Source organism: Sedimentibacter sp. LTW-03 (genome assembly GCF_052059825.1).
Taxonomy (GTDB): Bacteria; Bacillota; Clostridia; order Tissierellales; family Sedimentibacteraceae; genus Sedimentibacter.
This window is the reverse complement of record NZ_CP197180.1, coordinates 2830652-2853533: the sequence shown is the minus strand read 5'-3', so window position 1 is coordinate 2853533 and position 22882 is coordinate 2830652. Positions and strand designations below refer to the sequence as shown.

17 protein-coding genes, 1 tRNA gene and 1 other annotated feature are annotated in these 22882 nt (G+C 37.6%); of the genes, 9 read left to right on the top strand and 9 right to left on the bottom strand.

Going from position 1 to position 22882, the window contains the following annotated elements; translation table 11 throughout:
- Positions 1-135 precede the first annotated feature (135 nt).
- Entirely contained in the window at positions 136-1929 is a 1794-nt protein-coding gene (locus ACS3UD_RS13930; RefSeq protein WP_308139039.1) for a multicopper oxidase family protein, read from the top strand.
- A 418-nt stretch (positions 1930-2347) separates the two neighbouring features.
- Here the strand turns inward: ACS3UD_RS13930 and ACS3UD_RS13925 are convergent, their stop codons facing one another.
- Complete coding sequence (locus tag ACS3UD_RS13925) at positions 2348-3835, bottom strand: LA2681 family HEPN domain-containing protein (protein ID WP_308139040.1); 1488 nt, start codon at positions 3833-3835, stop codon at positions 2348-2350.
- A 459-nt stretch (positions 3836-4294) separates the two neighbouring features.
- Positions 4295-4648 carry a helix-turn-helix domain-containing protein gene (locus ACS3UD_RS13920; RefSeq protein WP_308139041.1) on the bottom strand — a complete coding sequence of 118 codons (354 nt, stop codon included), beginning with the start codon at positions 4646-4648 and terminating at the stop codon, positions 4295-4297.
- A gap of 203 nt (positions 4649-4851) precedes the next feature.
- Between ACS3UD_RS13920 and ACS3UD_RS13915 the strand changes: the two genes are divergently transcribed.
- The 4 genes from ACS3UD_RS13915 (at position 4852) to ACS3UD_RS13900 (ending at position 8826) form a co-directional block, all read left to right on the top strand.
- On the top strand, positions 4852-5247 hold the full coding sequence (locus tag ACS3UD_RS13915; RefSeq protein ID WP_308139042.1) for a BlaI/MecI/CopY family transcriptional regulator: 396 nt from the start codon (positions 4852-4854) through the stop codon (positions 5245-5247).
- Complete coding sequence (locus tag ACS3UD_RS13910; protein ID WP_308139043.1) at positions 5240-6730, top strand: M23/M56 family metallopeptidase; 1491 nt, start codon at positions 5240-5242, stop codon at positions 6728-6730. The genes ACS3UD_RS13915 and ACS3UD_RS13910 overlap by 8 nt, the downstream gene beginning before the upstream one ends.
- A gap of 798 nt (positions 6731-7528) precedes the next feature.
- The gene (locus ACS3UD_RS13905) at positions 7529-8626 is read left to right on the top strand and encodes a tyrosine-type recombinase/integrase (protein WP_308139044.1); all 1098 of its coding nucleotides are present in this window, start codon (positions 7529-7531) and stop codon (positions 8624-8626) included.
- 59 nt (positions 8627-8685) lie between these two features.
- Complete coding sequence (locus ACS3UD_RS13900; protein ID WP_440977635.1) at positions 8686-8826, top strand: hypothetical protein; 141 nt, start codon at positions 8686-8688, stop codon at positions 8824-8826.
- On the opposite strand, the gene ACS3UD_RS13895 is transcribed toward ACS3UD_RS13900, so the two are convergent.
- The 6 genes from ACS3UD_RS13895 to ACS3UD_RS13870 all read right to left on the bottom strand — a co-directional run bounded on the left by ACS3UD_RS13895 (position 8789) and on the right by ACS3UD_RS13870 (position 15030).
- Positions 8789-8877: transfer RNA gene (locus ACS3UD_RS13895), tRNA-Ser, on the bottom strand. The two genes, ACS3UD_RS13900 and ACS3UD_RS13895, sit on opposite strands and share 38 nt — an antisense overlap.
- 373 nt (positions 8878-9250) lie before the next feature.
- The gene (gene serS, locus ACS3UD_RS13890; protein ID WP_308139046.1) at positions 9251-10540 is read right to left on the bottom strand and encodes a serine--tRNA ligase; all 1290 of its coding nucleotides are present in this window, start codon (positions 10538-10540) and stop codon (positions 9251-9253) included.
- Between the two features lie 145 nt (positions 10541-10685).
- Positions 10686-10884 (bottom strand) — a binding site (T-box leader).
- A 68-nt stretch (positions 10885-10952) separates the two neighbouring features.
- A complete protein-coding gene (sdaAA, locus tag ACS3UD_RS13885) occupies positions 10953-11852 on the bottom strand; it encodes an L-serine ammonia-lyase, iron-sulfur-dependent, subunit alpha (RefSeq protein WP_308140088.1) in 900 nt (299 codons plus the stop codon).
- Entirely contained in the window at positions 11852-12535 is a 684-nt protein-coding gene (gene sdaAB, locus ACS3UD_RS13880; RefSeq protein ID WP_308139047.1) for an L-serine ammonia-lyase, iron-sulfur-dependent subunit beta, read from the bottom strand. Before sdaAB ends, sdaAA begins: the two co-directional genes overlap by 1 nt.
- A gap of 73 nt (positions 12536-12608) precedes the next feature.
- A complete protein-coding gene (locus ACS3UD_RS13875) occupies positions 12609-13769 on the bottom strand; it encodes a dicarboxylate/amino acid:cation symporter (RefSeq protein ID WP_308139048.1) in 1161 nt (386 codons plus the stop codon).
- 244 nt (positions 13770-14013) lie between these two features.
- Entirely contained in the window at positions 14014-15030 is a 1017-nt protein-coding gene (locus tag ACS3UD_RS13870) for an aldo/keto reductase (protein ID WP_308139049.1), read from the bottom strand.
- Between the two features lie 247 nt (positions 15031-15277).
- On the opposite strand from ACS3UD_RS13870, the gene ACS3UD_RS13865 reads away from it, so the two are divergent.
- From ACS3UD_RS13865 to ACS3UD_RS13855, 3 genes are all read left to right on the top strand, one after another.
- Positions 15278-16345 carry an AI-2E family transporter gene (locus tag ACS3UD_RS13865; protein ID WP_308139050.1) on the top strand — a complete coding sequence of 356 codons (1068 nt, stop codon included), beginning with the start codon at positions 15278-15280 and terminating at the stop codon, positions 16343-16345.
- Positions 16346-16520: 175 nt separating this feature from the next.
- The gene (locus ACS3UD_RS13860) at positions 16521-17441 is read left to right on the top strand and encodes a TIGR01212 family radical SAM protein (protein ID WP_308139051.1); all 921 of its coding nucleotides are present in this window, start codon (positions 16521-16523) and stop codon (positions 17439-17441) included.
- Between the two features lie 100 nt (positions 17442-17541).
- A complete protein-coding gene (locus ACS3UD_RS13855) occupies positions 17542-19869 on the top strand; it encodes an S-layer homology domain-containing protein (protein WP_308139052.1) in 2328 nt (775 codons plus the stop codon).
- Positions 19870-19933: 64 nt separating this feature from the next.
- Here the strand turns inward: ACS3UD_RS13855 and ACS3UD_RS13850 are convergent, their stop codons facing one another.
- Positions 19934-21490, bottom strand: a complete 1557-nt coding sequence (locus ACS3UD_RS13850; protein ID WP_308139053.1) for an ABC-F family ATP-binding cassette domain-containing protein — start codon at positions 21488-21490, stop codon at positions 19934-19936.
- A 260-nt stretch (positions 21491-21750) separates the two neighbouring features.
- On the opposite strand from ACS3UD_RS13850, the gene alr reads away from it, so the two are divergent.
- Positions 21751-22878: an alanine racemase gene (gene alr / locus ACS3UD_RS13845; protein WP_308139054.1), complete on the top strand. Its 1128-nt coding sequence runs from the start codon at positions 21751-21753 to the stop codon at positions 22876-22878.
- The last annotated feature ends 4 nt before the right edge of the window (positions 22879-22882 follow it).

Genomic DNA, 22882 nt, shown 5'->3' with positions numbered 1-22882 from the left:
TTGTTCTATTTCGTTACTGTGTTCAATGATACCTGAAGTAAATTAGGGCACAACAAAAAAACCCCGCGTAACCTCGGACATGCATCGTCACTTACTCATGTTACACGCATATACTGTGTTTAGGAGGAGTGATATATGATGGACTCTAAAATAATACCGAAATATCAGACGGAACTAACCATTCCGCCTGTATTTATGCCCACTCAAAAATATGACAAATTTTATAAATGCTGCGTTCCAACTTATGAGGTCGATATGGTTGAGGCAGAAGTACAAATGTTGCCCGCATGCTTTCCAAAAACAAAAGTATATGCATATGCAGGTATGGTATATGCAGAAAATAACTGTTGTGGTGAATATCGTGCCAGCGTACCAGGTCCTACCTTTATGGAGGAAGCAGGTCAGGCAATCAGTGTCATTTGGAATAATCGGATCAAGGGAAAACATCTTTTTGCGATAGATCCTACCCTGCACTGGGCAAATCCCAACGGAATGGTCACACCGGAATATCCATTCCAGCCTTATCCCGAAGGCTATCTATTGGCACAGGAGCCGGTTCCAACTGTGGTTCATTTGCACGGCGGTGAAACCGAATCCAAATATGACGGCTTTCCGGACAGCTGGTTTACCCACAATGGAAAAAACGGACCTATGTATGAGACAAACGAATACAAATATTTGAATCAGCAGCAATCATCTACACTTTTTTATCACGATCACACAATGGGCATCACCAGACTCAACGTCTATGCCGGACTGAGCGGCGCCTATCTGATTTCTGATCCTTATAATTATTTGGATAATATAGACTGTACGCCACTTCCATCCGGTAAATTCGATATACCGCTCATGGTACAGGATAAATCATTTGATGAAGACGGAAATCTCTCTTTTTCTGCCGAGGGTGATGTGCCTGATGTGCACCCGTATTGGAGACGCTTTTTCTACGGCAATACCATTGTGGTAAACGGCAAAGTATGGCCAAAACTTGATGTGGAACAAACCGCATACAGATTTCGTATCATTAACGCTTCTAATTCTAGATTTTATAAATTTAAACTGTCAAACTGCCAGCCCATCATTCAAATTGGAACGGATGGCGGCTATCTGGAAAGACCGGTATATCTCGATGAGTTATATCTCGCCCCAGCCGAACGTGCGGATGTTATTATTGACTTTTCCGGTGCCTGCCTGAATGATGATATTTGCCTGCTTAATGTAAACTATGAAGATGGACAGACCAATCCCGATACCACGGGTCAGGTTATGCTGTTTAAGGTAATGTCCCCGTCCTGCCAAAAACCCCTTTGTTTACCTAGAAGGCTTAATGAAATCCCAAAATTATGCGAAAATATTTCCAAGCGTGTGGTTACACTAAATTCGCTCAATTGTAATGACGATGTTCTGGCACTTCTATTAAATGGAAAGGTATTTGCTGCAAACACTACCGAGTACTCCGTAGTGGGTTCTATTCAGGTGTGGGAGGTGGTCAACCTTGCCAACGGGCCCCATCCCATTCATATCCATCTGGCAGATTCCCGTTTGGTAAACCGGCAAAAAATAGATGTGGACAGTTATCGGCATGATTGGGAGCAAATTAACGGTCCCATGCCGATAGCAGGCCACATCAAAGAAATTAATCCGGATTCCTACTGTACGGAAGAACCGTTGGAACCGCCGGAAAATGAAAATGGATGGAAGGACACCATTGTCTGCCCTCCGGGCTACGTTACAAGAATTATGCTGGCCATGTACCCAAGTATTCTGGATCCATCTAAAATAAAGCCAGGTAAAAACAGATTTCCCTTTGACCCTAGTACCTTGCCGGGATATGTTTGGCATTGCCATATGTTGGATCATGAAGACAATGAAATGATGCGTCCCATGAAGGTTGTCCTTCAGCCTCCTAATAGCTCCTGTACAAATTAACCAGACCGTTTAAACAACTATCATCCTTTATAACCACCCGCCGCAAAATCACTGGTTATTACACACAAAAGCATTCGTTGGTAAAGCGACAAATAAACAAGTAACGCTGCTATTGTAAAAGCCACTAAACAGACCACTTTAGACTATAAAAAGACAAACCCATCTATAACTAATGTTATAAAATAGGTTTGTCTTTTTGTGTCATTAGTACAAAATAGATGCATACCTTATTAGAGTGAATCAAAGTCCCACGTTTTATGAAATAACTATTCCAATATAAATATTAACGATGAGGCTTCTCCGATAGGCAGCAATGTAATTCCTTTAACCGGCGTAAACTGGGTATTTTGTGCGTTTTCGGTGCGTATATCTTACTGAAAAAGCAAAGGGCGTGACGGACTGTATCAGTTGTCGCGCCTTATTTGCATATATCCGGCATAACAGTAGTTTGAAATTGTGGGATAACTTTCCCTTGTTCTTTCGCCTTTTCTCTTTTCCTACTTTCCTCGATGTGTATGGCAAACGAAAGATAGATTATTGTTTCTCTTATGAATTGCATTAGCTCAAGCGTTTTTTCATATAGAGATACGGTGCTGATGCGATAGGTGTAATCGTCGCTTGTAGGTATTTCTTCTAATGTCGATACTGCGTATCTGTGTTCCATCCGATTTCTAATCGTATCAAATTCCTTACTTGCCGGCTTTGTTGTGCGACGGTAGTTCTTTTCATAAACGTCTTTGGAGAGCCAGTAAATAGCGTTGAGCATATCATTGTTTTCACAAAGTGTTAATAGTGGATTAGTTGTGCCCTCTTTGGTATTCCAAATACTCCTAAATGATACCCTGTCTAAAGGTATTCCTAAAGAAAAATACTCATTCATGAAGAAAGCTATTCTATCAAGTATAGAATATAAAGTACGAAATGCTGTTCTGATGGAATAGTCACTGTGAGAATGTACGTCCATATCAATTTCAATTTGTAAAACTTCTCTATCTGCCAGTTGAGCACTTTTTCTGTCCTGCATACCATCATAAAACAAGTAACGTGCAGAAACATATTCTTGTTTTATTTGATTAAATAATCCATAGTGAAATTTCCATTGTTCTGTCTCGGAAGTATAAATCATGCTAGGCAAATGAAGATAATCTGTTGCCACGATAGGAGCGGTCATTATGTCGTTTAGCTCATTCAAAAATAAGGTTTCCATCGTAGCCCATTTCCTATAATTTTGTTCTTTTTTTGTTTTACCAAAAGTATAATCACCTAAATTCAATGGATTCTCAATAAAATCAGGGGGGTATCGTTGCTCAATAGTCATTTTAATACTCTCAAAGTATTTTGCCGCATTTCCATGCAAATCCAAATATTCCCTATGTTTTAATGCTTCGGTCAAGCAAAAATGGGCAAAATGGTTAAAAATATGGCTATGATTTGGGTCATAAGTAAAAAGTGATAGCTTATGTGCAGCAATTCCTTTATTTCCGAGCGCCATAGGAAACATTCCGTATTTTGACGAAGCTATATCATATAAACGCATGGCTTCCAATACGCGACCTACCCTACTATAAGCATTACCGGCATTAGTATATAACTGTTGAAAAAGACCGTTGGTATCTACACTGACAGATTGAATATTATCGAGTGCGGCACGATAGTAATAGATATAATTTTCTTGTAGTTCTTCTAATTCAGGGTGTGAAAGATTATCAAAAACCAAACTTTCAATATCAGCATAGGCAGTTGCTATGGAATAGTTTAGGCTCAACATATCCATGTTGGATATTAAGGGGTTATCAAGCAATTCCATTGCCGAAAAAATAGATTTTTTTAAGCCTTCTACATCTCCATTATCAGTATGCAAATCAAATACTGTCTTTAATTTTACAATCTCATTGTGTAAATTCATTGTTGTTCACCGCCTATCTTTTGGATAACACAGGCATGTAGTTGCCATTTTCATTTTAACATAAAGTCGAAGGAAAAACGATTGAGTAATTATGTTTTATACGGGTGACAATGCAACCAGGGTGCAATATCCGATAAAGGCTGTCGCGTCCCTATTTTTTATTGCTATTCAGTAATGTTCGGTATATCTTAATACACTACTTCTCGTGCAATGCGGTTGATTTCGCTGTTATATGTAATTGTCCTGAATACTGTCAATATTGTGTGCCATGCATCTACCGCAAGCCGCCAAACAACAGTTCCTATTGCATTTTATCACATAAAAAAATAAAAAGCCTTAAAACCTTTATGTTTCAAGACTTTTAAGACTTTTTGCTTTGGCGGAAGCGGTGGGATTCGAACCCACGTGCCCCGAAAGTCAACCGCATTTCGAGTGCGGCTCGTTATGACCACTGGACATTCATTCGTTCTCTGTTTCGACTTCCTTAATCTCTTTTGCCGTGACAGTGACTATCCGCAATCCTTTATCTCTCATATCATCAAGCAGACTGTCAGGCTGTCTGCGCTGCGTGGATTTGTCTGTTTCCTTGTTTGGAAAAAAGAATTGGTCTACCGATACATCTAAAAGAGTAACAAGCTCATAGAAGATTTGTAGGCTTGGGTGCTGTCCGCTATTTTCAATGGACGCAATATATCGGGGGGCTATGTGCATTTGGTCTGCTAACTCGTTCCTCGATATTCCTTTTGTTTTTCGCGCTTCTTTTATGGCTTGACCAAAAGCCTTAAAGTCGTATTTGATTTTTTCTTGCTTCATATTATTTCACCCTACTACATTTTACTGTTCACCTCACGTCGTTAGATATGATTACACACATCATCTACTTGATGATAATAAATCATAAAGATTATTTTTGAAATTTCTCTTGACCCTACTACATACATGTAGTAGAATAAAACCACTACATAAGCGTAGTAGAATTGTCGCAGACGTGCGGCAGTGAATGGAGGGTGTACACCATGATTAATTTTCAAAAACTATCAGAAACGGAAATGGAAGTGATGCAGATTATCTGGGCTTCCGACCATCCCATTACATCCGGCGAACTGCTTGACATTTTTGCACAGCAAAAGGGCAAGGAGTGGAAAGGGCAAACAATTGCAACCTTTCTTGCAAGGCTGGTTGAAAAGGGTGTCCTGACTTCCATAAAACAAGGTCGGGCGAATATTTATAAGCCTCGCATATCGCCGGAAGAATATCGGAGCCATGAAGCAAAGAGCCTATTGGAAACTTTGTATGAGGGTTCGGTTAAAAACTTCCTGACAACGCTCTATGACGGCAAGGAGTTGACGAAAGATGAAATGACCGAATTAAGGCGCTGGTTCGCAGAAAAGGCAGGTGAAAAGAATGAATAATCTGTTTTCAAATCTCCTTGCCATGTCTATTGCGGGAAGTGTAGTTGTCGTGTTAATGTTGTTGCTTCGACCTGTAACGGCGAAAATCTTCCCTGCAAAGTGGCAATACGGAATTGGGAAAATGGCAATTGCTTTTTTTCTCCTGCCCGTTTTCCTCTTTGCCGGAAAGTTCCCTTTTGTTCAGCCTGTCATAGAAAGCTATCCCGCCGAACCGCCTATCATTCAGAAAGCACCACCAACATTACCATCAAACGGTTTTGTGGACACAATGGATACTCTGGTGGAGAAGCATTTGACGTTTGAATTGACACAAGCTATTTTGTTCATTTGGTTTGTGGGTGCGATGGTATTTGCCGGATGGCATTTCTATTGCTACCGCAGGTTTTCTAAACAGCTTCGGACTGACAGCTTTCCCGTATCTGAGGATACCACAACCGCTGTCCTGCTTTCTTCATGCAAAGTAGCGTTAGGTATTCACAGCGAAGTAAAACTTATGATGAACCCGAAAATCAAAAGCCCTATGCTTGTGGGGTTACGCAACCCCATGATATTGCTGCCAACCTCAAACATGCGGGAACTTGACTTGAAACTTGTCTTGACCCATGAGTTAATGCACTTGAAACACAAGGATATATGGGTAAAAATGCTTGCTTTGCTTGCTGGAACCGTGCATTGGTTTAACCCCCTTGCCCATGTTCTACGCAAGGATATAAGCACATGGGGCGAGTTGTCCTGCGACGAGGCATTGGCATGTGATATGTCCAATGAGGAAAGAAAACATTATGGCGAAGCCATCTTGAACACGCTGGATAACCATTCCAGCATGAACACAGCTTTTTATTCTCCCTTATGCGAGAGCAAGAAGCACATTGAAAGGAGATTGATAAGATTGTTGAACGTTAAGAAAACGAAGAAGTATATTGTGGTTTTAGCTGTTGTAGTAATCCTCGTAATCGGCGTTACAGGATTGGCATTGGCTTCCAGTTCTACAGGGAACGACATTGGCAATGTTAGCAATGTTGGTGTTGATAATGTTAGCAATGTTAGCGTTGATAAACAGGACGATAGCAATATGGACGGGAAATATCTATGGCCTGTAACGGGGTATGATCGTATCACCGCCGCATATGGTTCACGCATGCATCCCATAAAGAAGGAAGTGATGTTTCATAACGGGATTGATGTTTCGGCACCCGAAGGCACATCTGTATTTGCCGCCAATAAGGGAACAGTCGTCGAGATAGAAGATAATGAAACAGATGGTAATTATATCATTTTGAATCACGGCGGCGGCATTCAGACTTTTTACTCGGTATTGTTTGGATTTGCAGAAGGTCTTGCAGAGGGCGATACCGTGCAACAAGGCGACGTTATCGGCTATGTTGGCTCGACTGGCGAAGCAACAGGCAATCATCTACACTTTAGCTTGATTATTGACGATGAGTACATTGATCCGATGAGCGTTTTTTCATCGGAGGATTGATTTTTTCGCAGTGTCACGGATGGTGTGTTTAGCATCGACAAAGATGATTTTAATGGTGCAGCTGGTGGTTGGCAGTAATTTTTGTTTTCGCATCCGACAACTTGCCTCTAACCGATCAGAGCTGGGCGACTTATTTGCCCAGCTCTGATCTTTTGATAGGGGAGTTTTCATTGTGTTTTGATTATTTACAGTTATTCCTAAAGGGATCTCACTGCTTGCAGTTAGGAAGGTGATTTGTAGGGCAAAGCTTAAAGTGTATACCGCCTAAAGGCGGTGGGTTTAGTCCATACGAATAGATACTAAACAACAAAGGTTTTTCATAATTTTTCTAAAACCCTACGTTTTGTTTGGTTAACTGCTTGACGGGATATACCACTTGATTGCGCAATATCCGCTGTTGAGTGACATCAAAAACCAAAGCCGCCGTTTTCCTTTTTGAAAAATAGGTTTTCGGGGGGTGTATTAAGGTTGCCCTTTTTTAAGGACATGGCGGTATCAAGGAGGTATCGCCATGTCAATTTTTAATTATCATGCTCCACCTAATACCCATTTGTCAAAAAAAGCCCTTATTTACCAACGGGCTATTCCGGCTATCAACATGAACACACGCATCATCATGTAAAATGTAACAGTTCCACTTATGCCCGACTGATTTTTTCAGTCGGGCCTTTTTGCGCTTTTCTCAAAAGTTTTTCAAAAAATCTCCCGACGTTTCCGGCATTTCCAAATCGCCCGGTGTTGAGGGTTTATGAAAGGGGACATCACCCGCTTTCGCGGCTGCGAAAGGAGGTGAATACCATGAATGAACCTGCTCGCACCCAATGGCAAATCCGTTGCGCATTTAACGGCTATTGCAAACGGGCGTTGAAGAATGAAGCAGCCAATGCCCACAGGGACACAAAGCGTCAGCAACTACGCGAAGTGACGTTTTCCGACTTGTCCCCGCAGGAGGAAAATCAGCTTTACACCCATGACCTCTATTTTGCAGATGATGAAGCTGAAAAAGCCTTTTGCGTGGCAGGAAAGGAAATCTCCGCAAAACTGCTTGCTGAGGCTATGCACAGCTTGCCGGAAGAAAAGCGTAAAGCTGTCCTGCTGTATTACTTCTTTGACATGAGCGACGTGGAAATCGCAGAACCGGAACATAATCGGTTGTACGTTTTTGTGGGTAAAGAAAGCCTGGCATCCGTTGGCTGCCGCTCCAAAAAGAATGTTTATAAGGCACAGTTTTATTCAGCGGAAGAAATAATGGAACTTTTTGATGCGGTGGAGGGCGATCCTTTAGAGATATGTGTGAAGTTGGCGGCCTACTATGGACTACGCCGAAGTGAAGTCCTCGGATTAAAATGGGATGCGATAAACCTTGAGCAAAAGACCATCTCCATCAAGCATAAGGTAATTGAGGAAACGGTAGATGGCAGATCAGTTGCTGTGGGTGAAGATGTCCTCAAAACAAAATCCAGCTTTCGCACACTCCCATTATTACCATCGGTTGAAAAGCTACTGTTGGCAGAAAAAGAAAAGCAGGAAATGTACCGCAAGCTATTCAAGCGCTCCTACTGCCGAGATTATCTGGACTACATTTGCCTCGACCAGGCGGGAAAGCTTATGCGTCCCAATTATGTAACGGAACATTTTAGCTGGTTGCTTGAAAAGAACGGTCTGAAGAAAATAAGGTTTCATGATCTCAGACATTCCTGTGCCAGCCTACTGCTGGCCAGCGGCATAGCGATGAAGCAAATCCAGATATGGCTTGGGCACAGTACCTTCTCAACCACAGCGGATATTTACTCACATCTGGACTTCCATGCACAGATTGAATCGGGGCTTGTAATGGACGGAATGTTTGACAGAACCCCAGTGGACGAGCCTACTGGACTTGAAGAAGATGAATGAATTTCTACAAACTTCTTCATCGAAGTGCGAAAAAGCCTTATATGACAAGGGGTTATGATATGAAGGATTTCTACAAAACCATTAAAAACGCCCTTAAAAGAGGGCGTAGAAAAGAGCAAAAAAGGAAGAGCCTGCTGCGGACATTGACCGCAAACAGGCTCATGGCGGAGGCGGTGAGATTCGAACTCACGTGCCCGTGAGGACAACCTGATTTCGAGTCAGGCTCGTTATGACCACTTCGATACGCCTCCATATTTTATTTTAATACACCAAGTCTTTTGTAGAAGTCAAGGCAAAGTGTAGAAAAACCGTAGAAATCGGTAAAAAGCTAAATTTTCAAAATCCCGCAAACCCGCATAAACTCAAGGGTTTCCCGCATTTTCAAGGCAACTGACCGAGTGGATTTCGAGTGCGGCTCGTTATGACCACTTCGATACGCTTCCCAAATAAGATTCCATATAAGTTTAACTAAACATCTCTTTTTTGTCAATAGTCATATTTTCATCATATGCTTAATTATATACTTAGCTTATTATTAGAATTGCAATAATGCTTTATATATTTTAACTAATCAGCCGCTATACTCTTATTTTCATAGTATAGCGGCCTAGTTCATATATTTTTCTAAACTGTGCATTTAATAACAGTCTTACCACCCATATACGGTCTGAGTGCTTCAGGAATATTTACTGAGCCGTCTGCATTCAAGTTGTTTTCTAAAAATGCTATCAGCATTCTCGGAGGCGCAACCACTGTATTGTTTAATGTATGAGCAAAATATTTATTTTTATTTTCATCTGCAATTCTTATTTTCAGTCTTCTTGCCTGAGCGTCGCCAAGGTTAGAACAGCTTCCAACTTCAAAATATTTCTGCTGTCTTGGAGACCATGCTTCAACATCAACTGATTTAACTTTCAAATCTGCTAAATCTCCTGAGCAACATTCCAGTGTTCTTACCGGAATATCCAATGTTCTGAACAAATCAACCGTATTCTGCCACAGTTTATCGTACCACATCGGGCTGTCTTCAGGTTTACATACAACAATCATTTCCTGTTTTTCAAATTGATGAATTCTGTAAACGCCTCTTTCCTCTATTCCGTGTGCTCCTTTTTCTTTTCTGAAGCACGGTGAATAGCTGGTTAATGAGTATGGAAGTGATTCTTCTGGCAATATTGTATCGATAAATTTTCCTATCATTGAGTGTTCGCTGGTACCTATTAAGTATAAATCTTCACCTTCAATTTTATACATCATTGCATCCATTTCAGCAAAACTCATAACTCCTGTAACCACCTCGCTGCGTATCATAAATGGCGGAACGCAGTAGGTAAATCCACGATCAATCATGAAGTCTCTGGCATAGGAGATAACTGCCGAATGAAGTCTTGCTATATCCCCCATTAAATAATAAAATCCGTTACCGGCAACCTTTCTTGCGCTTTCCAGATCAATGCCGTTGAATTTATCCATTATATCTGTGTGATAAGGAACTTCAAAATCTGGAGTTAAAGGCTCTCCAAACTTTTCAACTTCAACATTCTCGCTGTCATCTTTTCCTAATGGAACGCTAGGATCTATGATGTTGGGAATTGTCATCATAATTTTGAGTATTTTAGCTTCCAATTCTGTTTCTTTTTTTTCAAGAGCAGCCAATTCTTCCTGATTTGCCACAACTCTTTTCTTCAGCTCTTCTGCCTCTTCCTTTTTTCCCTTTGCCATTAATCCGCCGATTTCTTTTGAAATCTTATTTCTTTCTGCTCTCAATGTATCTGCTTTTAATTTTGCTTCCCTGTTTTCAACGTCTAAAGCAATCACTTCGTCTACCAAAGGCAGTTTGTTATCCTGAAATTTATTTTTTATGTTTTGTTTTACTATATCAGGATTCTCTCTTACAAATTTTAAATCTAACATACTACATCCTCCATATAAAATTCGCAGTCTCCATCACCGATTTGTTTACTCCCTGTCGGCCGTTCAAATTGGGATTTTGCTGCGTAAGTACTTACTCCATTTATCTGAAAAACAGAGTTAGAACTAAAAAAACTCCCGTCTCTGATTTAGAGACGAGAGATACTCGCGGTGCCACCCTAATTATTATACAAATGTATAATCACTTAGTAAGTTATCGCCCTTATACGTCCAGGTTAATTCCCTGAAAACTCCGGAACGGATTCAATAATAATTGTATCGGTTCACACCATCCACCGACTCTCTTAAACAATAAATTATTTACTGCTTTCCATCATAGTCATTTATTTAAATGTAATATACCCTAAGGGACCAAATTTGTCAAGCTTGATTTGGCTATTCATCAAAAGTTTATTTAAATTTTACTATTATATGTAGCCTTATCTCCAAATATTTCTTTTTTTAATTTTTCACCTGTTGGCGTTATGGCAACTCCGCCTTGAGCCGTTTCTCTCAACTCAGGAGGCATCTGCTTTCCTACCTTGTACATAGCCCATACAACTTCGTCAAAAGGTATCTTGCTTTTTACGCCTGCCATCGCCATATCCGCTGTTGAAAGAGCACTTACCGCCCCAGCAATATTTCTCTTAGCACAAGGAACCTCAACCAATCCTGCCACTGGATCGCAAACAAGCCCAAGGATATTTTTAAGTACAATTGCCGCAGCATCCAAAGCCTGCTCAGGTGTTCCTCCCATCATTTCTACAACTGCGGCTGATCCCATTGCCGCAGCCGAGCCGCATTCAGCTTGGCAACCACCTTCAGCTCCTGCCAATGTAGCGTTCTTTGCAATTATTATACCTACGCCGGATGCAGTAAATAATGCATTGATCATGTCGTCCTCGGACTTGTTTAACCTTTCTGCTGCAGAAATTATAACAGCAGGAAGGATTCCGCATGAACCGGCTGTAGGGCTTGCCACTATTCGTCCCATTGCTGCGTTGACTTCAGATGAAGAAATAGCCCTGGCCATTGCTCGCACCATAAAATCACCTGTCAAAGTTTTACCGCTGTCGGCATATTTTTTTAGTCTAAAAGCATCACCGCCGATTAAACCGCTCACGGATTTAATTTCTGTCTCTTGTGCCGTTGTTGAGGAATCAATCATTACCTGAAGACTTTTTCTCATTTTTTCAATGACTTCTTCTCTTGTGAAATCAGATCTTTCGATTTCGGACCTTATGGCATATTCACAAATCGAAATATTTTCTTTTTTACATAAATCTATTAACTCTGTGCCGCTTGAAACAAACATCATTTACCTCCTTCAATAATCGGATTTATGACTTTAACATTCTCGATTTCTTCTATTTTTCTGATTTGAGTAATTATATTTTCCGAAATTAAGCTATCTGTCTCCAGAGCCATTGTTGCCATTTTCCCCTTTGCACTTCTATAAACTCTCATGCTGGCAATATTTATATTATTGTTGTATAAAATAGATGATATTTTTGATATAACTCCAGGCAAATCTCTGTGCTGCGTCAATATTGTAGGGCGTTCACCGGTAAATTCAACATTCTGCCCATCTATATTAAATATTAGAATATTTCCCCCACCTATAGAACTTCCAGTTACTTCTGTTATTTGTCCATCTTTTTTTGTCAAAACAAATTTGACTGTGTTTGGATGAACATCTCCCAAATCTGTTTCGGTAAATTTTATCTCTATATCATTTTCAGCCGCAATTTCAAATGACTTTTTTAAATCTTCATCCCATGGATCCATATTAAGTATTCCGGCTACAAGAGCTTTATCTGTTCCGTGCCCTTTATACGTTTGAGCAAATGAACCATGAAGCAAAAATTCGGCCTTAACTATTTCTCCGCCTGCTATAATACTAGCTACCTTAGCTAACCTTGCTGCACCGGCAGTATGTGAACTTGATGGCCCAATCATTATTGGTCCAAGAATATCAAAAACACCATAATCTCGCATTTTATTCTCCTTGCAATATATTAATATGGCTTCCCTGCGGAAGCCATTGCAACCTTAATTTTCTGGTTGAGTTTTATTTAGATATTGTGTCAACTATCATTGCAACTGCCTGATCTCCTGATACATTACACGCCGTTCCGAAGCTGTCCTGCGCAATGTATAATGCAATCATTAACGCAATCATTGGCTCCGTAAATCCTAAAACTACTTCCAAAACACCTAGTGAAGCCATAACTGCACCTCCGGGAACTCCTGGAGCCGCAACAATTGTAATACCCAGCATTGCTATAAATCCTAAGAAAAGGTTAAAGCTCACAGGCATTCCGTTTAACAGCATTACAGACATCGCACATGTAGTAAGTGTAATTGTACTTCCTGACATATGAGTAGTTGCGCAAAGTGGTATGACAAATTCCCTTATTCCTTTTGAAATACCCATTCTTTCAGAGCACCTAATATTAACCGGAATAGTGGCAGCCGACGACTGTGTCCCCAAAGCTGTCAAATAGCCTGTTATCTGAATCTTCAAGCATGAAAATAAGTTTTTCTTTGAAATTGCAGTTCCTATAGCAAATTGAACTATAATTATTATTAAATGCATTGCAATAACTATTAAAAATACTTTCCAAAATACCGAAAATACTGTTGCAACCTGACCTGTATATGTCATATTTATAAATATACCAACAATATAGAGCGGAAGCAATGGTATAATTATATTTTCAATTACTTTTGTTATAATCTTTTGAAATCCGTCCGCAGCTTTTCTGAGAGGGTCGTTGTTTACAGCGGCAATTCCCAGTCCCAGAATAAATGCTAGAACCAATGCAGAAACAACAGGCATTATTGCAGGCATTTCAACTGTAAAATACGGCTCTAAAGCAGCTGTACCTTCTGTTATATCTGCTACTGCGCCTTTTACTATAAATGAAGGCAACATATTAATGCCTACAAAGTATGCAAATATACCTGAAAGTAATGTAAAACCATATGCTATCACAACTGTTACGCCGAGAAGTTTTCCTGCACCTGTTCCCAGTTCAGCGATACCGGCAGTTACAAAGCCTAGTATAAGCAACGGTATGATGAAACCCAGGAAGTTTCCGAATATTGAGCTTATTGTAATAAAAATTCTGCTGAACCAAAGTGGCGCAATACTTCCAAACACCAATCCAGCTATAATACCTATTATAATTCTGGGAATCAACCCTAATTTGAATTTTTTTTCCGTCATAATTTCTCCTTAAATATTAATTACCTTTATTATCTTAAACATAAATATAATTTTCAAATAGTATGATTTTAAATATGCCAAATTATATCATATTGACCAAAAACATTCTTCGTTTTTGGCTAAACAATGTTAATATAACCTGAAAATTTCTTTTTATTCTTTTAGTACTGTCACTCACATTAAACCTTACAATAAAAAAATCAATCTGAGAATTAAGTAATCCTACAAATTGATTTTATTAATCTTATAGATTTTTAAATGTTTCTACAGCATGCTTAAGTTTATCCACAATAGGAAGATTGTACGGGCATTTTCCTTCACATTTTCTGCACCTTACACATGCGGTAGCCTTGATCGGCATAGCTTCATACTTGTTTCTGCCATACTCTGGCAAATTATACCTTGTAACATATCCTTCAAAAAGAAAAACACTGGGAATATCTATTCCTTCAGGACATGGTTTGCAATAACCACATCGTCTGCAAAAATCATTTCCTAAAATTTCAACTTCCTTGTTCAACTCTTCTTGCTCTTCAATTGTGAGAGGCTCTGAACATTCACCTACAGATGCATTTTCAACAACCTGCTCAATTGAATCCATACCTGGTATTGCAACATTAATAAGATTACTGTTAATAATATATTTTAAAGATAATTTTTGTTTGGTAAATGCACCTCCGGCCATTGGTTTCATAGCTATAGTGCCCATATTCTTTTTCAGTGCTTTTTTAAATAACTCTACACCCTGCGATTCTACAGGATTAAAAGGAAATTGTATTGTTTCAAATTCATCATGTTCTATTGCTTTCATCATAAGTTCCTTAAGGTGTCCGGTTATACCTATGTGTTTTATTAGTCCCTGTTCTTTTGCTTCAAGCAATGCCTTAAGTGCTCCATCTTCTGAAAGCACCATGTCAAGCTGCTCCTGCTTGCCCACATTGTGAACTTGAAACAAATCAATATAATCAAGCTGCATGTCACTTAAGCTTTTCTCTATAGCTTTTTTCATAGAATTGTAGTCATAGCTCATAGATTTTGTTGCTATGTAAAAATTTTCTCTTCCTGCTTCTTTTAGTGCATTTCCAATGTATTTTTCACTTACCGTATATCCCTGAGCAGTATCAATAAAGTTAATTCCTCTGTTTTTCGCTTCTATTATAAGTTTTGTTGCATATTCCTGATCAACTCTTTGGATTGGTATTCCTCCAAAACCTATGACAGAAACATACATTCCTGTATTCCCCAGCAATACTTTTTTCATCTCATTCTCCCTATCTTAGTTATCGTTTTCTTTCATACTAAGATAATTATACCGCTACTCCAGTATACCGTCAACATTCTTCAAGTCCAAAAAGCAAGTATCCCGCAATTTATATATTGCGGGATAGCTTAATGATTTGGAAGAAGATAAAAAAAGTATTATCTAAATATAGTTATTTGCAAATTCTCTCTATTTATTCATATATTTTTATAATACTTAATACTAATTAACAGAAGAGGGTGATTGTTTGAAAAATTATTTAATTTTTCTGTCTATTTTTGTTGTAGGCATTTCCGTTTTCAGATTCATTTATTTAGAAAACGGCCTGTCAATTATTATTAATGTATGTTTTCCAATTATTGCAGGTATAATTATTGCTTCTATTTTTAATCCCATATTAGTCTTTATTCAAAAAAGATTAAAAATAAAAAATAGACATGCAGCAATTACATTTACCTTTTTATTTATTATTTTTATAATTTCAATTATAATTACAATTATTACACCAAATATAATATTAAGCATAAGACAGTTGATGAAAGATATTCCTGTATTGTTTTTTAAAGCAAGCAAATTTTTATCTGACTTTGGCAGTGAAAATGAGATTCTGCAAAATTATCTTGCTGAAATAACAAGCAAATTTTCTTACTTAATGTCATGGCTCCTTAATTTTGCAATTGAAAAGGTCATAAATATATTTTCTGCTATAGCAAATATGCTTCTTTCTATAATTATTGCTTTTTACATCTTAGTCGATAAGGAAAAAATTGAAAATTGGACCTTCCGTTTAAGTTGCACTATTTTCGGGAAAAAAGCATCCGTTGAAATGTTCAGAGTTATGCACAGCCTTTATGATAATGTATCAAACTATCTGGCAGGAAAAATAATCTCCTCAATAATATCGGGAATATTAATGTTTATCGGATCAAAGTATATAATAAAATCGCCCTATCCCGTAATTGATTCTATAATTATCGGAGCAACAAACATAATCCCTTACTTCGGTACTTTTATTGGCGGCATTCCAATACTGTTGATAAATGTTCTTTACGACTCCGAAAAAGGATTTCTAATGTTTATTTATATACTTATATTGCAACAGATAGATAATCTTGTTATTGACCCTAAAATTTTAAGCAGCAAGCTTTCAATTAAACCGATTATTATAATTATTGCAATTATAATAGGTGGAGGTTTTTTTGGACCTGTAGGCTTATTTTTAGCCACCCCCGTTGCTGCTCTTGCAAAAACTTCAATTGATGCTTTTATGAATTATAAACTTAATGGGAATTCAGATAATTTTTCCGTTAAATAATCTATACAAATATTTTCTTATTTATATGTATTTTTTTGATTTTTATAAAAATTGTGCACATTTGTGGATAAAACTGTTGACAACTGCCTAAAAAAGCATAAAATTTGTGTATAACTTCCTTAAACATTTTAGGAAGCCTGTGCATAACTCAAATTAACAAAGGTGAATTTTTAATATGTGGAACGATAAAAGATATCATTCATTAGACTATGAAATGAAAAAAATATTTGGCGAAAAAGGAATCAAGCTGTCTATAGACGGTAACTTTACCTGCCCAAACAGAGATGGGACAATAGGACGCAAAGGCTGTATTTTTTGCAGTGAAAGAGGATCAGGAGATTTTAATTCCCAAAAAGAAAAGTCTATTCCTGAGCAAATTGAAGAACAAAAACAAATTATGTCAAAAAAATGGAAAAGCAATGCATATATTGCATATTTTCAAAACTACACAAACACATACGATACTGTTGAAAGCCTGAGGAAAAAATTTTATGAAGCAATTAACTGTGAAGATATCAAAGGACTAGCCATAGCAACTAGACCTGACTGCATCAGCCCGGAAATACTGAGCCTTTTATCAGAGCTTAACTCCAAAACATTCTTGTGGGTAGAACTGGGCCTTCAGACTATTAATGATAATACTGCAGTATTTCTAAGACGAGGATACAAATCAGAACAGTTTGATATAACCTGCCGCAACCTGGAAGCTGCCGGTATACGAACAGTAGTTCACTTAATATTTGGAATTCCCGGGGAAACAAAGAAAGAAATGCTTGAATCAGTTAAGCACATCTCACAAAAAAATATGTGGGGAGTAAAACTTCACATGCTTCATATTTTACACAACACTGACTTGGCAAAGTACTATCAAAAAACACACTTTAAAATACTAACTTGTGAACAGTATGTTGATGTTGTATGTGATGCACTGGAACTTTTGCATCCGGATACTGTCATTCACAGATTAACAGGTGACGGAAAAAAGTCAGATTTAATAGAGCCCCGATGGACTCTCCATAAACTTAAAGTGCTTTCAGACATTGATAAAGAGCTAAAATCAAGGGACAGCATTCAGGGTAAAAATTTGCCATTGTAATGTTAATGTAATAGTAACTCTGCTTATTATATTATATAATTATTATTAGAAAATACTGTAATACAGTATTTTTTTATTTGATTAAATAGGGTGTATAAAAATGAGAAAATTTTTATTGATAGCAACAATTTTAATAATTGCTCTCTCCTCACTGACTACTGTCTATGGACAAAATTTTCCTGATGTAAGCAGCGATTTGCAGGAAGCAGTATCCCTTCTGTCAGGCTATGGCATAATTCATGGATATCCAGACGGAGAATTTAAGCCTGACAAGGATGTTACACGTGCAGAGATGGCTAAGATAGTAATGGTGGCAGCCGGGTACTCTGAATATTCGAAAAATATGACCTCTGTCTATGAGGACATGCACGGACATTGGGCAGAAAGTTATGTAGAACTTGCAAATGTATTTAACATAGTAAAAGGAATTTCACCCACTACATACGGACCGGATAATAAAATTAAATTTTCGGAAGCTTATACTATGATAATAAGACTCCTTGGATACAGCGACGAATCTTTAGAAGGGCTTTGGCCTTCTAATTATTATAAAAAGGCTGTAGAACTTAACTTGTTTCAAAACATTGATACCAATAAAGTATACGCCTCCAGAAGAGACATTACTCTTATGATTTACAACGCACTGGAGTGCGATTTGGTTAAAACTAAAGATAATAATACTGTATCTTCCACGGGGAAAAAATTAATTTCTAACATAGGGAAAGAAGAAACAAAGGAAATATCTATAAATGATCTTAAGATAGAAAATTTTGATTATACTGATTACCTTTTCAACAAGTGGAATGTATATTATGATATTGACGGTAATACAATTCATTTAACAAATCCTAGGTATAATGAATTTTCCGGCTCCGTAACAAGTTTGCTGACAAACAAAGTTATATTTGTTACTGATGACTTTGGAAATGTCAGAGCTTTCCAGCTTCCGGACATACCTATAGTAATAAACGGCGCAAAAAGTAGCTTCAGCAATTTAAGCGACAGCCGAATAAAAGTAATATATAAGGATGACTCCTTTAATGGTGATGTTATCGGAATAATCGCCTACAAGGAAACAGACGTGGCAGTAATTGATAGAAGCAGTCTTTATAAGGAAGGCAGCAAGTCTTTTGCAGGTAAAAATCTTCCTCTGAAAAGCAACGGTGAAATCAATTACAGCAAGCTGCACATTTCAGGAGATGCATCAACCTTAGAAGAAATTAAGGCTAATGATGTAGTATACTTTTATGAAGCAAAAGATACTTACAGGGGAGATTCCCTTACAATAAATGTTTTGAGAACACAAACAGAAGGTGTGGTAACAGGAATTCAAACTGTAGACAACAGCACATTTTACACTGTCAACAACATAAGTTATAAAACAGGAGAAAACTTTATACTCACAGAACAGGTTTCCGTTAACGATAATGTTGAATTACTTTTGGATAAAAGCAATAATATTGTTAAAATTAATATACTTAGCTATGGAAAATATCCTACAACTTTTGGCATAGTTCTGTCCTCATCAGACAGCACAAACGGAAATGCAGCGGTGAAAATACTAGACGAATTCGGGAGTTCAAAAACATATTCTCTCGCTGATAATTCAAGCGTAGTCACCATTGTTGAAGATGAGAATAATTTAATCAAAAAAACATATCTAAAAAAGAATGATATTGTTAAATTTGATCCTGTGTCAAACGAAACTCTGAAAATTATAAATTATGTTTCATCACCGACATATATTGCCAACAATTACACATCCGGCACACAAACTTTATCAAACGGGTATTGGATTACATCTGACTCATTTATAGTATACGAAGCGAACGGCAAATATCAATTGCTTGAACCCTACCAACTCGATACTTATCTTGTAGGAAAAGCAGTTATTGGATATAACGGACATATTGACGTATTATATTTAAGCAAAGGTATTAAAACCGAAAGTGAAATAACCGTGACTCCGGAAGTTCCTCAGACATTTAACGGTACCATTTACGGCATTATTAAAGGCGTCACAAAAATTGATGCTGCTACAAGCCATGTACAGTTCTTTAACAACAGCAATGTATTTTCAGTCTCAAACACATCAACAGCAGGCAAAAAAACGTCACTGGTTTTAAATGCATATGTAAGAGCTGAAATAACAAATGGAACTATTACAAGCATTGAGAAAGTAGCTTCAGAAACCGACAGAGTTAAAATCACACAAATTTATACAAATCAATTCCTGATAGATGGTATTACGTATATGGAATATTCTCCAAATTTGGCCGTATATATATGCTCAACAGACAAATCAGGAAATATTACGAACGTCAAGATAGGATTAAAAGAAAACATAAAATCCGGTTCAACCGCACAGCTGTATGATTTATATGGCAGCTTTGACGGGATAATCGATGTGGTACTTATATTTAACTAAAACTAAAGGTGCTGCTCTTAATTGAGTCTGCACCTTTATTATACTTAAAGTTTATCTATAACTGCTAAATTATTTTAGTCGTAAAATCTTCTATATTCCATACATCAGTAACAAAGCTCTCATAGAAGTACGGCTCATGGCTTACAAGCAATACCGTTCCCCTGAATTCGGACAATGCCTTTTCCAATTCATCCTTCGCTTCAGTATCTAAATGATTTGTTGGCTCGTCTAAAACAAGGAAGTTCAATTCCTTCAATAGTATTTTACACAATCTTACTTTTGCATTTTCGCCGCCTGAAAGCACCTTCATCATACTTGTTATATTTTCAGTTGTCAGTCCGCATCTTGCCAGTTCCAGTCTAACCTCATGGTTTGTAAGAGATGGATATTCGCTCCACACTTCATCCAGTGCAGTATTGGTGTTATTCTTAGAATCTTCCTGCTCGAAATAACCGTATGCCACATTTTCACCAAAAGATACGTTGCCGCTTACAGGAGGAATTATTCCCAGTATTGTTTTTAAAAGAGTTGATTTACCAAGACCATTTACCCCTGTAAGAGCAATTTTTTTATTTCTTTCTACCTGAAAACTCATGGGGTTAGTCAAAGGTTGATCATACCCAATAACAAGTTCCTTTGCTTCTATAAGAAACCTGCTTGGCGCCTTTGTTTCTTTAAATCTAAATGATGGTTTAGGTTTATCTCTGGGCCTTTCCAACACATCCATTTTCTCCAGCTGCTTCATACGGCTGTTTGCCATACCTCTGGTAGCAACTCTGGCCTTATTTCTTGCTATAAAATCCTCTAATCTTTCTATTTCTTTCTGCTGCTTTTCATATTCTCGTTCTTCTTTTTGCTTGTTCAGCTCATAAATTCTCTTAAATTCCTCATAATTTCCAACATACCTTGTTAGGTTGCAATTTTCAACATGGTAGATGATATTGCAGACGTTGTTGATAAAAGGTATGTCGTGGGAAATAAGTATAAATGCATTTTCATAATTTTGAAGATAGTTTGTAAGCCATTTTATATGATTTTCATCTAAGTAGTTTGTAGGCTCATCCAGCAGTAATATCACAGGATTTTGGAGCAAAAGTTTTGTAATCAGCACTTTTGTCCTTTGTCCTCCGCTCAGTTCATCAACAGCCTTGTCAAGGCCGATATCCGTAAGCCCCAAACCGTTTGCAACTTCTTCTATTTTTGAATCAATAATATAAAACCCGCTGCTGTCAAGTATTGTCTGAATATCCGCAGCATCTTCCATCATCTTGCTGACTTCCTCATCATCCGCGGATGCCATATCCTCATAAAGCTTCATCATTTCCTGCTCCATTTTAAATAAATCGTCAAAAGCAAGGCGAAGATTTTCTCTTATTGTTGTTCCGGGCTTTAAAGCGGAGTGCTGATCGAGATAGCCTACCGTCACTCTTTTTGACCACTGGACACTTCCCTCGTCAGGCATCAGTTTACCTGTAATAATATTTAAAAATGTTGACTTTCCCTCTCCGTTGGCTCCTATAAGAGCAACATGCTCACCTTTTAGAAGTCTGAACGACACATTATCCAATATTGCACGTGCTCCAAATCCGTGAGTTACATTTTTTACGTCTAAAACACTCATATATTCTCCTCATAAATAAATATTACAAAATTTATTTCAATTTAACTAAATATAAATTAACTATACAATCCTCTAATACCATCATATAATTATCCCTCATCTATAGCCTTATGTAATAATAATAAATATTGTATTGATTGTAAACACATTTTTTAGTTTCAACAAATTTTACGCTCAATTTTTTTTACATTTAATTGATTTAATTAAATTGGTTTGATATAATTGAACTGTAAGTAAATTTTAGGAGGAAATATTAAAAAATGAACGAAAAGTTAAGACCTGCCTGGGTCGAAATCAACAGAAATAAAGCAATTCACAACTTTTTAGAAGTAAGAAAGGCTGTTGGTCCGGATGTCAAAATCTGTGCCGTAGTTAAAGCTGACAGCTATGGCATGGGGGCAGTTGAACTTTCTAAGATGTATTTAGAAAACGGTGTCGACATGTTTGCCGTTGCAGTAATTTCCGAAGCTTTAGAACTCAGAGAAGAAATAAAAAACAAAGATATTTTGATTCTGGGCTATACTCCTGAAGAATTTTACGATGATGCAATAAATAATGACATAACTTTGGCAATATATAATTTTGAACTTGCAGAAAAATTAAACTCTGTTGCCAAAAAATTAAATAAAAAAGCAAAAATACATATAAAAGTTGAAACCGGAATGAACAGGCTTGGATTCCTGCCTACAGAAGAAAACGCTGATAAAGTAGCCGCCATTTTTAAAATGGAAAATATAAGCATCGAAGGTGCGTTCTCTCACCAATCGAAGGCAGATGAAAAAGATAAAACCACAGCTCACAAGCAAGCAGCAAGATTTGTTTCTTTCATGAAGATGTTGGAAAAAAGAAATGTTTCTGTTCCGATTAAACATATTGCAAACAGTGCAACAATAATAGATATGCCTGAGTATTATTATGACATGGTAAGGCCCGGAATCATACTTCCAGGATTCTATCCGTCAGATGAAGTAGATATGGAAAAACTGAAATTCGAAATATGTGTAACTTTAAAAGCAAAAGTAGCAAATGTAAAAACAATAGAAGCAGGAGAAGGCGTAGGCTATGGACATCTGTTCCATACTGAAAAATCTACTGTTGTTGGAACTATTCCTTTAGGATATGCAGACGGATATTCCAGATTGTTATCAAATAAAGGCTACATTGTTATAAAAGGCGTTAAATGCCCAATATTAGGGAAGGTATGCATGGATCAGTTTATGGTTGATCTGTCAGAGGTTAAAAATCCTCAAATCGGAGATGAAGCTATCATTTACGGTGACGGAACCGACGGTGCAATGACTGCAGAGGACGTAGCAAATATGAGAGGCACTATCTCATATGAGGTTCTCACTAATCTAGGCAAAAGACTTCCAAGAAAATACGTTTAGGAGA

Excerpts from the sequence above, each read along its gene's own strand:
- ACS3UD_RS13855 (WP_308139052.1), top strand. The coding sequence starts at position 17,542 with ATGAGAAAATTTTTATTGATAGCAACAATTTTAATAATTGCTCTCTCC.
- ACS3UD_RS13900 (WP_440977635.1), top strand. The coding sequence starts at position 8,686 with ATGAAGGATTTCTACAAAACCATTAAAAACGCCCTTAAAAGAGGGCGT.
- ACS3UD_RS13875 (WP_308139048.1), bottom strand. The coding sequence starts at position 13,769 with ATGACGGAAAAAAAATTCAAATTAGGGTTGATTCCCAGAATTATAATA.
- ACS3UD_RS13915 (WP_308139042.1), top strand. The coding sequence starts at position 4,852 with ATGATTAATTTTCAAAAACTATCAGAAACGGAAATGGAAGTGATGCAG.
- serS (WP_308139046.1), bottom strand. The coding sequence starts at position 10,540 with ATGTTAGATTTAAAATTTGTAAGAGAGAATCCTGATATAGTAAAACAA.
- alr (WP_308139054.1), top strand. The coding sequence starts at position 21,751 with ATGAACGAAAAGTTAAGACCTGCCTGGGTCGAAATCAACAGAAATAAA.
- ACS3UD_RS13910 (WP_308139043.1), top strand. The coding sequence starts at position 5,240 with ATGAATAATCTGTTTTCAAATCTCCTTGCCATGTCTATTGCGGGAAGT.
- sdaAA (WP_308140088.1), bottom strand. The coding sequence starts at position 11,852 with ATGTTTGTTTCAAGCGGCACAGAGTTAATAGATTTATGTAAAAAAGAA.
- sdaAB (WP_308139047.1), bottom strand. The coding sequence starts at position 12,535 with ATGCGAGATTATGGTGTTTTTGATATTCTTGGACCAATAATGATTGGG.
- ACS3UD_RS13870 (WP_308139049.1), bottom strand. The coding sequence starts at position 15,030 with ATGAAAAAAGTATTGCTGGGGAATACAGGAATGTATGTTTCTGTCATA.
- ACS3UD_RS13850 (WP_308139053.1), bottom strand. The coding sequence starts at position 21,490 with ATGAGTGTTTTAGACGTAAAAAATGTAACTCACGGATTTGGAGCACGT.
- ACS3UD_RS13930 (WP_308139039.1), top strand. The coding sequence starts at position 136 with ATGATGGACTCTAAAATAATACCGAAATATCAGACGGAACTAACCATT.
- ACS3UD_RS13920 (WP_308139041.1), bottom strand. The coding sequence starts at position 4,648 with ATGAAGCAAGAAAAAATCAAATACGACTTTAAGGCTTTTGGTCAAGCC.
- ACS3UD_RS13925 (WP_308139040.1), bottom strand. The coding sequence starts at position 3,835 with ATGAATTTACACAATGAGATTGTAAAATTAAAGACAGTATTTGATTTG.
- ACS3UD_RS13860 (WP_308139051.1), top strand. The coding sequence starts at position 16,521 with ATGTGGAACGATAAAAGATATCATTCATTAGACTATGAAATGAAAAAA.
- ACS3UD_RS13905 (WP_308139044.1), top strand. The coding sequence starts at position 7,529 with ATGAATGAACCTGCTCGCACCCAATGGCAAATCCGTTGCGCATTTAAC.